This window comes from Arthrospira sp. PCC 8006, from assembly GCF_046480465.1.
GTDB classification, from domain to species: domain Bacteria; phylum Cyanobacteriota; class Cyanobacteriia; order Cyanobacteriales; family Microcoleaceae; genus Limnospira; species Limnospira platensis.
The window spans coordinates 41,411-49,877 of record NZ_PKGG01000014.1 but is presented as its reverse complement, the minus strand read 5'-3'; the positions used below and the strand labels follow the sequence as shown (position 1 = coordinate 49,877).

Here is an 8,467-nt window from a genome sequence, read left to right as displayed (position 1 = left end):
CACTAGTCACGGTGTGGATATAGAGACTGCGATAAGTAGGAGTGTTATGACGAAAGCGAGAGTAATGGAGAAATCCATGAGACTACGTGTTGTATATAGCTCCCAAAGTTGAAGTCACAAAGCAGGGGGTTGTAACCCTGTTCCTATTGACAATAGGGTGTCCACATCAGGAGCCGTGTGATGTGAAAGTATCAAGCACGGTTTGGAATTGGAGTTGGGGAAGGCGACTTCCCTTTCGACCATAACAGCCCATTTGTGGGTAAAAAATAAACCAGGCTTCTAAGAGTCTGGTGAGTGAAAGAAACCCGGTTTCTCAAAGAAACCGGGTTTCTAAGAGTCTGGCGAGAAACCGGGTTTCTTTGAGTCTGGCGAGAAACCGGGTTTCTGGCTTACAGCCAATTACCGATTAAAACAAACGCCGCCCAATAGTAGGGATCTCGGTTGCTGGAGTATGGATAATTGGGCTTGACCCAACCAGAAATTAGCAGCCAATTGCCGAGAAATAGTCCATAATGAATAATTGTCGGTGCAATTGTATCAGTTATGCTTTACCCTGCGCCCCATTACTCCTCAGCCCTTGAGCAAGCCGTAGACCGCTATCCGGTCACAGTCACGCCCGATACGTCTGTAGCAGAGGTGATCGCATTAATCAGCCAATTGCAAAATCACTGTCCTTTTCCACGAGATCTCAGACAAGAACCAGACAAATCTGATTCTAGAACATTGATGCAGCCTACAGGCATACGATCCAACTGTATATTAGTTGTTGATAAACCCACTCCCATAGGTGCAGAAATTGTTGCTGAACCACCAGAAAAATCGAATTTATTAGGAATTTTTACTCCCCGTGATTTACTACAACTAATTGCTACTGGAATTTTAGATAATCCCGAAGAAACCACCCTAGAGCATATCAGAATTGGGGAGGTTATGTCAAGGCCAATATGTCAAATAACCGAGTCGGAAGATCAGGATATCTTTACCGCCTTGTCTATGTTTCGACAACATCAAATTTTGCATCTACCAGTTTTGAACTGTCAAGGTCATTTAGTGGGAGTAGTGACCCCAGAAAGAATCAGGAAAGTATTGCAACCTTCCAATATTTTGAGAACTAGACGGGTAGCAGATGAGATAATTGCCGACGTTCTGACCGCCCCGGTCAACACCTCTGTATTAACCTTAGCACAAATGATGGCAACTCATCCAATTGGTTGCGTTGTTATTCATAATCAATTGACTACCAATAAATTAGAACCTGTAGGTATTGTCACCGCTGAGAATATAGTTTTAGCGCAATTTATCCAATTAAATTTAGCGGAAACTACCGCCGAAACGATTATGGGGATTCCTCAATTTTCCTTAAAAGTTAAGGATTCATTGTGGCTGGCTCACCAGGAAATGCAAGCCAGACAACTCCAGCGTTTATTGGTTAGTAATGACCAAGGAGAATTGCAGGGAATTATCACCCAAATGAGTCTGTTGCGAATGCTGGATCCTACGGAGATGTATCGGGTGATTCGGCAGCTTCAACAGTCTGTATATCAATTGCAATCCGAGAAAATAGAACTGCTGAGAAGTCGTAATATCAAACTAGAAAAACAGGTACAAGAACGCACAGCACAACTCCACGAGCAATTGCAAAGGGAACGGCTACTAGCTAAAATATCTCTGCAAATTCATCAATCTTTAAACTTAGATGATATCCTGAATACTACAGTAGCAGAGCTGCGAAATTTTTTAAGCTCAGATAGGGTAGTTATTTACCAAATACTTAATACGGGCGTGGGTAAATTGGTGGCGGAGTCGGTAGGGAAAGGATGGCGATCGCTCTCAGAACATAGATTAACGGAAGAGGTGATTAATTATTATCAATATGCCTTTAATGACCACCATATTTATACCGTTGAGGAAATAGAAATAGCACAAATATCTTCTGAAGAATTGCAGATTTTATCTGATAAACAAATTCTGGCTTATTTGGTAGTGCCAATTCTCCAGGATGGACAACTTTGGGGAACCATTGAAGTCCATCACTGTCAGAAATCTCGCTATTGGCTACCCTCAGAAACTAACCTACTTCAACAATTAGCAACCCAATTGGCGATCGCTATCTATCAAGCTCAACTATACCAGCAAGTTCAAGCCTTGAATACCGACTTAGAACAACAAGTTCTTGACCGCACCGCCGAATTACAGCGAAAAGTGCAGGAACTCCAACAATTAAACATCCTCAAAGATGAATTTCTTAGCACGGTTTCCCATGAACTTATGACACCTTTATCTAATATGAAAATGGCAATTTATATGCTAAAATTAGCACCAACGCCAGAACGTCAACAAGTTTATTTTGATATCCTAGAAAATGAGTGTTTGCGGGAAACCAACTTAATTAATGACCTGCTGAATTTACAGAATCTAGAAGCCGCCAATATTCCCATCAGCCTAGATATGTTAAATCTCGTGAATTGGATACCCCGAATAACCCAACCATTTTATTCTAGAGCTCAGTCAAGAAAGCTAGTTTTAAATGTGGAATTATCCCCAGATTTATCCCCTGTACGCACTAATACTAGCAGCCTAGAACGGATTATTGCGGAACTACTTAATAACGCCTGTAAGTACACCATAGAATGCGGTGAGATTAATCTAAAATTAGAAACCATCGAAACTAGATATGATTTGGAAGTATCCCAGAAACTGCGGTTGCAAATCGCTAACCAAGCCGAAATACCGGAACAGGAATTACCCCGCATTTTTGATAAATTCTATCGAGTCCAAAATGCTGACCCCTGGAAACAAGGGGGAACTGGTTTGGGGTTAGCATTAGTCGAAAAGTTGATCGAACAACTTGAGGGTAAAATTGAAGTTACCAGTCAAAACGGTTGGACTACATTTACTATCGACTTTCCCATCTAATGGGTAGATGTTAAGTTCTGTAAACCAAAATTTACCGTTGACCGGAGGCAATCCCAGCGAAATTGTTGTGAAAATTTGAGTTAGAATAAGGTTTGTATTTTGGGCGTGACGTGGAAAATGGGAAAAGCCAAAACCGACAAACCAACAGAAACTCAAACACCGATAATGACTCGGACACCCCCCTGGGGTAAGGTAATGCTGTTAGAACAAGGAGACCATTATCGGATCAATCGGATTGTGATTAATCCGGGGTATCATATCAGTACCCAAATGCACTATCATCGTAGTGAACACTGGATTGTAGTAGCGGGAACAGCTAAGGTGAAATGTGGTGATCAAGAAATCATCCTCACGGCGAAGCAGTCTACATACGTTCCGATGAATACCCCCCACCGGGTAGATAATCCGGGGGTGATTCCTTTGGTAATGATTGAAGTACAGAATGGGGAATATTTGGGAGAAGACGACATTATCCGGTTTCCGGAAGTTGATGAGAATATCGATCAATCGGATATTTCCCGTTAATTATCGTCTTGGTCTTCTGTCGGCGATCGCTCCTCGTAGGTAATCACATCTGATTTATATTCGGGTGGTTCCACATGAATTAAAATACGAGCCGGACCATAGCGCTTTTCTAATTGTGCTTCGACGGCTTCAGTAATGTCATGGGCTGTTTCTACATCCTTAGCCCGGACAACCATGTGCATTTCGATAAAAACCTGCCGTCCGATGATACCGCGAGAGGCGATCGCATGACAGTTGACCACACCCGGAACAGACATAGCAATCAGCTTAATTTGTTCAGGTGCGATCGCCATTCTATCCACCAACCAAGGTAAATTATCGCTAATCACCTCCCACCCGCTACGAAACACCAAAATAGCCACCGGAAACGCTAAAACCACATCCAAAAACTGTAATTGTGGTAAACCCCAAGCATTACCGCGCCACACCCCAATCAATCCGGCGATCACCATAATTGTGATCCAAACATCACTCATGGTATGTTTAGCATCTGCCACGAGCAAAGCACTTCCTAAACGCTTACCCACCCGCCGTTCATAATAAGCCACAAAAATATTAATACCCAACACCAACAACAAAATCCATAAATGCTCAACAGAGACCATCACCGGGTCATTTTCACTGTCTAGCAGGCGTTCTACAGCACGGGTGAGAATTTCAAAACAGGCAATTCCCAAAAAAGCCGCAATTCCCAAAGCACCCACCGCATCAAATTTTTGATGTCCGTAGGGATGTTCGCGATCGGGATCTGGGGAAGCGAAATGATTAGCAACCAATCCTAGCACATTATTCGCCCCGTCTGTCACACTATGCAGAGCATCAGCCAATAAGCTCAAAGACCCAGTGAGAACTCCTACAGCAGCCTTAATCCCCATCACCAATAAATTTAAAACCAAGGTGATAATCAGAACCCGGCGCACTTCACAACGGTGATCCATACTCATGATGATACCCTGCTATTTTCCTCAAATACGATCTCAAAACTTTCCGGTAAACATCAATCCCCCCCAAGCCTCCACATCCGATAATTATCCGATCATTAATAGGCGATCGCTAATCGGTACAATTGTTAAGGTAATCATTATTCTACCATTAAAATTATGTCTGCTGCTCCTCTAACTATCAATTTAATACAGGGCTCAGTAGCCTTGCGCTTCACCCCAGAAGCAGCCACCAACTTACAAACAGCCCTAAATGAGCTAACGAAGCTAATAGCCGTGGCGGCTCAATCTACCCCTGGTGCAGGTAGACCCACCCCCCAGAAGTCCATGGAATACCAGTATACCGGAGATGTCTTTCTGGAAGTCTTCTGTAATCCCAACATCTGGCCAAGTCTCTTTGCTGCTAAAGTCTTGATTACCCTCCGCGACGATCGCATTAAACTTACCACGGAGGCTGAATTAACCCAAATCCTTAATGATGTGCAACAATACCTCGAACAGGTTGGCTAAATTCGCGCTATTCACTCCAGTTTTGGCGTAAGTCCCCCCAGACTAGAGCCAAATGCTAGAATATATCCTAGATCCGCGCTAATTAGCCACTTGTTTCTTGTCGTGACGAGTTTTCTGCTACTTATGAATGTCGATAACCTAACCCAAATGCTACACCAAGGATTTCGTGTCACCCTAGGCGCAACATCCTCACTGATTGAAATTCTCCAAGACCCTCAAAAGCGGGAAGCCAACCTGGAAACTATCCAGTCACAGTTAAATGAACTCGCCCAAGAATGGGCGGAAAAAGGCGCTATCACCGAAGAGGAAGCCCGCAGCTTTGTCGATACACTCCTTTCTCAATCACAATCCACCCAGTCCAGTGAAGTCGATAGTTCAAACATAACTACTCCTACAGATTCCACAGAGTCTGAAGTATCTAGCCCCCAAACCAATGAAATCACCGAAATCCAAAATCTCACCTCTCAAATTGCTAAGTTAAGGGAAGAGTTGGAACGCTTGCGGGAGTCTGATGCTTCCTAATCAACAAAACCAGCCCGTTAGTTAATTAAAGCCAATCCCCCCCATCCGTACCCCACCCGTAGAGACAAGCCTCCCTTGTCTCTACACTTGCTATGATTTTCTGGCATTTTTTCTCGGAACTGTTCCTACAATTGATGATGAACTATTCACCTTTTGAGGAGTCAAATTTCGGGGATTTTGCCGGAATTGAGGATTACTGAAACTATAACTATAAGAACTGAGGGGAACTTCAGGAGAACGGTTCGCAACTACTCCTAAAATGGGGGCGCTCATGTTCGGTTTCTCTTTTAATTGAGCGATCGCATTTTCCAGAACCGAACGATTAATGCGACCCAAACTCGCTACTAATACCATACCATTAGTTTCCGAAGCCAACAAATTAGCATCCGCTAATCCTAACATAGGCGGAGCATCATAAATCACCAAATCAAAATCATGCTCAAGTTTCCTGATTAAATTCACCATCCTATTAGATGATAAAATCCGAATCGGGTCAGGGGGAGTTGAGCCTGATGTTAAAACAAACAGATTACTCTCCAAAAAATAGGGCTGAATTACACGCTCTATATCTATGTCGATTAAATCACTAGAGATTAAATCAGTCAACCCCATCATATTAATCAATCCCAAGTGCTGATGGAGAGTCGGACATCGCAAATCACTATCCACCAAAAGCACCTTTCTACCTTGTTCCGCCGCCGCCAAAGCCAGGTAAATAGCAGTTGTAGATTTACCTTCCCCAGGTACAGAAGAACTAATCACCATAGACCGAATTTGCTGATCTGGGTTCAACAGCCGAATGCTAGTATAAAGGCTTCTAAATGACTCATAAAATGCCGACATGACATTTCCTTGTGGCTGATGACTCCGGCTAATTCCCAAATCCAATTGTTCAAGATTTTCTAGTGCTTCACTATCAGGAAGATTCTGGGAAACTATAGACTTCAAATGGCGGTCAAACGGAATAACTCCCAAAATCGGTAACTTAGTCGCCTCTTTAACCTCCTTAACTGTGTAAATCACATTGCTAAGTTGGTCTACCAACAGCGCCAAACCCAATCCTAATAGCAAACCAAAAGCAGTTCCTAAAACCACATTTTTCTTCAAACTTGCAGAAGAAGGTTTAGGTTCACCTGCAGGAGTTAATAACTCCCAAGGAGCATCCCTTTGAGCCATATCAATTTTAAAAGCCTCCCGTTTCGCCAAAAACTGATTTAAGTTATCCGTAGCAATCAATAATTCTCGCTGAATATCCGTATATTCTCGACTCACCACCGAAAGCTGTTTAACTTCTGCATTAATGCGATCTATGGTATCTTGCAGAATCAGATTTCGTTCTTCTAGATCTTGAATTTTACTAGCCCACTCTTGACTAACTCGGTCGGCTTCCCTTTGTAAAAGTGGCAACAAACTTTCTCGTTGTTCTTGCAAAATGCTGATTTCGGGACTAGCTTCTAAATAAAGAACCGACTCCTTAGCCATTTGATTATCGATCGCCCGCAGTTGATTCATTATTTCTTGATAACGGGGACTTTCCAGTAGTATGGAAGCTACAGCATATTCCGGTGGTTTATTAGCTAGTTCCCTTTGTAGGTTAGCATACAAAGATCTAGCTTGACCAAGTTGAAGCTGATTGTCTAAAAGTTGTTGTTCAATTGCTGTCACCTGACTGGAGAGTTTACTACCCTCAGTGTCTGGGTTTAAAAGATTATTGGTTTGGCGGAGAATCTGTAGCCTTTCTTGCTGATTATCAACTCTCTCTTGTAATTGTGGGATTTGCTCCCCCACAAACTCAATACCTTTGAGAATATCTTGTTGTCGGGTTTCTAAGCTGTAGTTTAAAAATGCTTTTGACACCAAATCTAAAACCGACTTAACCAAATCTTTATTGGGGTGCTGATATCCTACTATTAAAATATTTTCAGGAGTAGGTCTGATTCTGAGATTACTAGCAATAAATTTATAAGTAATACCTGGATATTGAGACTGAAGTTCCTCTACAATCGGAACAATAACCCTGGGGCTAGTCAGTAGTTTAAGTTGTACTGCATCCAGGGTCACAGCTACGATTTCTTCTCGATTACTAAGAGTTTGGGGATTAGCAGAGGAAATTACTTGAGTAGAAATAGCCACTGGCTGAGTTAATATTTCAAACTCAGCTTGATAGATGGGTGTATCAGTAATAGCTTTGTAAGCAGCCGCCCCAGCTACTACAATTGTCACTCCACTAATCAGTAAAAGTTTCCGACGAACAGCCCCCAACAGCCGCCCTAAGTCTAAGCCGCCTTCATCATCATCAAGGTGAGTATTGTAAGTCATGGCTATGAATTAATTTGGTGATTGCTTGCCGGCGATCGCCTGATATTCAACGATACAATTAATAGCAGTCCCTCCCCTACTCTTAGTATACTCGGTTTATTATGGATCTTGATGATTAGAGCAAGCGATCAAGCCGCCCCGGAGTCTACTCCATTAAACAACTCGAAGATTTGCCTACAAAATAATTTTAGCTTATCGGCCCCTTCATCGGCAGGTTGACACTCACCCCAAAATTGCCAATTGTCCACGGTGGAGACTTTCCACTGTTGTCCACGGTGATCATATCCAGCCGCTTCGACTCCGATCGCCTTACGTCCAGTGTCATAGGGATCATGGTACAGTCGGATCTGAATCAAAATACAGCGACTTTGCATCAAGCGACTTCTACCGGGAAAGTTAAAACCAATGTCGATAGAGTCTGGGTCAACTAATTCCCTAGTCTCTGGGTCATTCATCCAGGGCTTGAGGTCTACCCGCACATCGGGAAACTGTGCTTTAAATAGATTAACGACAGAAGCAATTTTGCTGGCAACTTCGAGATTATTAGCTTGTTCGGCTGCATTCACTTTGTGCTGGTCCTCCGAAAAACAGTCCTATCAAAAATCAGATGATGGTGGATTTTTGCATCGTAACCGAGATTTCTCAAAAAATCAGGTTATTGTTGAACACAAATAGACGGCTATCTGATCGGGTTTGGTGGCAGGTTATATAACACTTATAGCGTTTCTCATATC

General features: G+C 42.8%; 7 protein-coding genes. 4 read left to right on the top strand and 3 right to left on the bottom strand.

Features of this window, described 5'->3' with window-relative positions:
- Positions 1-543: 543 nt before the first annotated feature.
- Both B9T16_RS04345 and B9T16_RS04340 read left to right on the top strand, forming a co-directional pair.
- Positions 544-2,916 (top strand): CBS domain-containing protein, encoded by a 2,373-nt coding sequence (locus tag B9T16_RS04345; RefSeq protein WP_410244176.1) that lies wholly within the window; start codon positions 544-546, stop codon positions 2,914-2,916.
- Positions 2,917-3,033: 117 nt separating this feature from the next.
- Positions 3,034-3,441, top strand: coding sequence for a phosphomannose isomerase type II C-terminal cupin domain (locus B9T16_RS04340; protein ID WP_410244175.1), 408 nt, complete (start codon positions 3,034-3,036; stop codon positions 3,439-3,441).
- Here the strand turns inward: B9T16_RS04340 and B9T16_RS04335 are convergent.
- Complete coding sequence (locus tag B9T16_RS04335) at positions 3,438-4,385, bottom strand: cation diffusion facilitator family transporter (protein ID WP_006617026.1); 948 nt, start codon at positions 4,383-4,385, stop codon at positions 3,438-3,440. The two genes, B9T16_RS04340 and B9T16_RS04335, sit on opposite strands and share 4 nt — an antisense overlap.
- A 156-nt stretch (positions 4,386-4,541) precedes the next feature.
- Between B9T16_RS04335 and B9T16_RS04330 the strand changes: the two genes are divergently transcribed.
- Together B9T16_RS04330 and B9T16_RS04325 are read left to right on the top strand one after the other, a co-directional pair.
- Positions 4,542-4,892, top strand: a complete 351-nt coding sequence (locus B9T16_RS04330; RefSeq protein WP_006617027.1) for a hypothetical protein — start codon at positions 4,542-4,544, stop codon at positions 4,890-4,892.
- 123 nt (positions 4,893-5,015) lie between these two features.
- Positions 5,016-5,414: a hypothetical protein gene (locus tag B9T16_RS04325; RefSeq protein WP_006617028.1), complete on the top strand. Its 399-nt coding sequence runs from the start codon at positions 5,016-5,018 to the stop codon at positions 5,412-5,414.
- A 90-nt stretch (positions 5,415-5,504) separates the two neighbouring features.
- On the opposite strand, the gene B9T16_RS04320 is transcribed toward B9T16_RS04325, so the two are convergent.
- Together B9T16_RS04320 and B9T16_RS04315 are read right to left on the bottom strand one after the other, a co-directional pair.
- Positions 5,505-7,733 (bottom strand): GumC family protein, encoded by a 2,229-nt coding sequence (locus tag B9T16_RS04320; protein ID WP_006617029.1) that lies wholly within the window; start codon positions 7,731-7,733, stop codon positions 5,505-5,507.
- A gap of 128 nt (positions 7,734-7,861) precedes the next feature.
- A complete protein-coding gene (locus B9T16_RS04315; protein WP_006617030.1) occupies positions 7,862-8,299 on the bottom strand; it encodes a hypothetical protein in 438 nt (145 codons plus the stop codon).
- Positions 8,300-8,467: the final 168 nt, after the last annotated feature.

Bases quoted from the DNA above. Each gene is read 5' to 3' on its own strand.
- B9T16_RS04345 (WP_410244176.1), top strand. From the start codon at position 544: ATGCTTTACCCTGCGCCCCATTACTCCTCAGCCCTTGAGCAAGCCGTA.
- B9T16_RS04340 (WP_410244175.1), top strand. From the start codon at position 3,034: ATGGGAAAAGCCAAAACCGACAAACCAACAGAAACTCAAACACCGATA.
- B9T16_RS04335 (WP_006617026.1), bottom strand. From the start codon at position 4,385: ATGAGTATGGATCACCGTTGTGAAGTGCGCCGGGTTCTGATTATCACC.
- B9T16_RS04330 (WP_006617027.1), top strand. From the start codon at position 4,542: ATGTCTGCTGCTCCTCTAACTATCAATTTAATACAGGGCTCAGTAGCC.
- B9T16_RS04325 (WP_006617028.1), top strand. From the start codon at position 5,016: ATGAATGTCGATAACCTAACCCAAATGCTACACCAAGGATTTCGTGTC.
- B9T16_RS04320 (WP_006617029.1), bottom strand. From the start codon at position 7,733: ATGACTTACAATACTCACCTTGATGATGATGAAGGCGGCTTAGACTTA.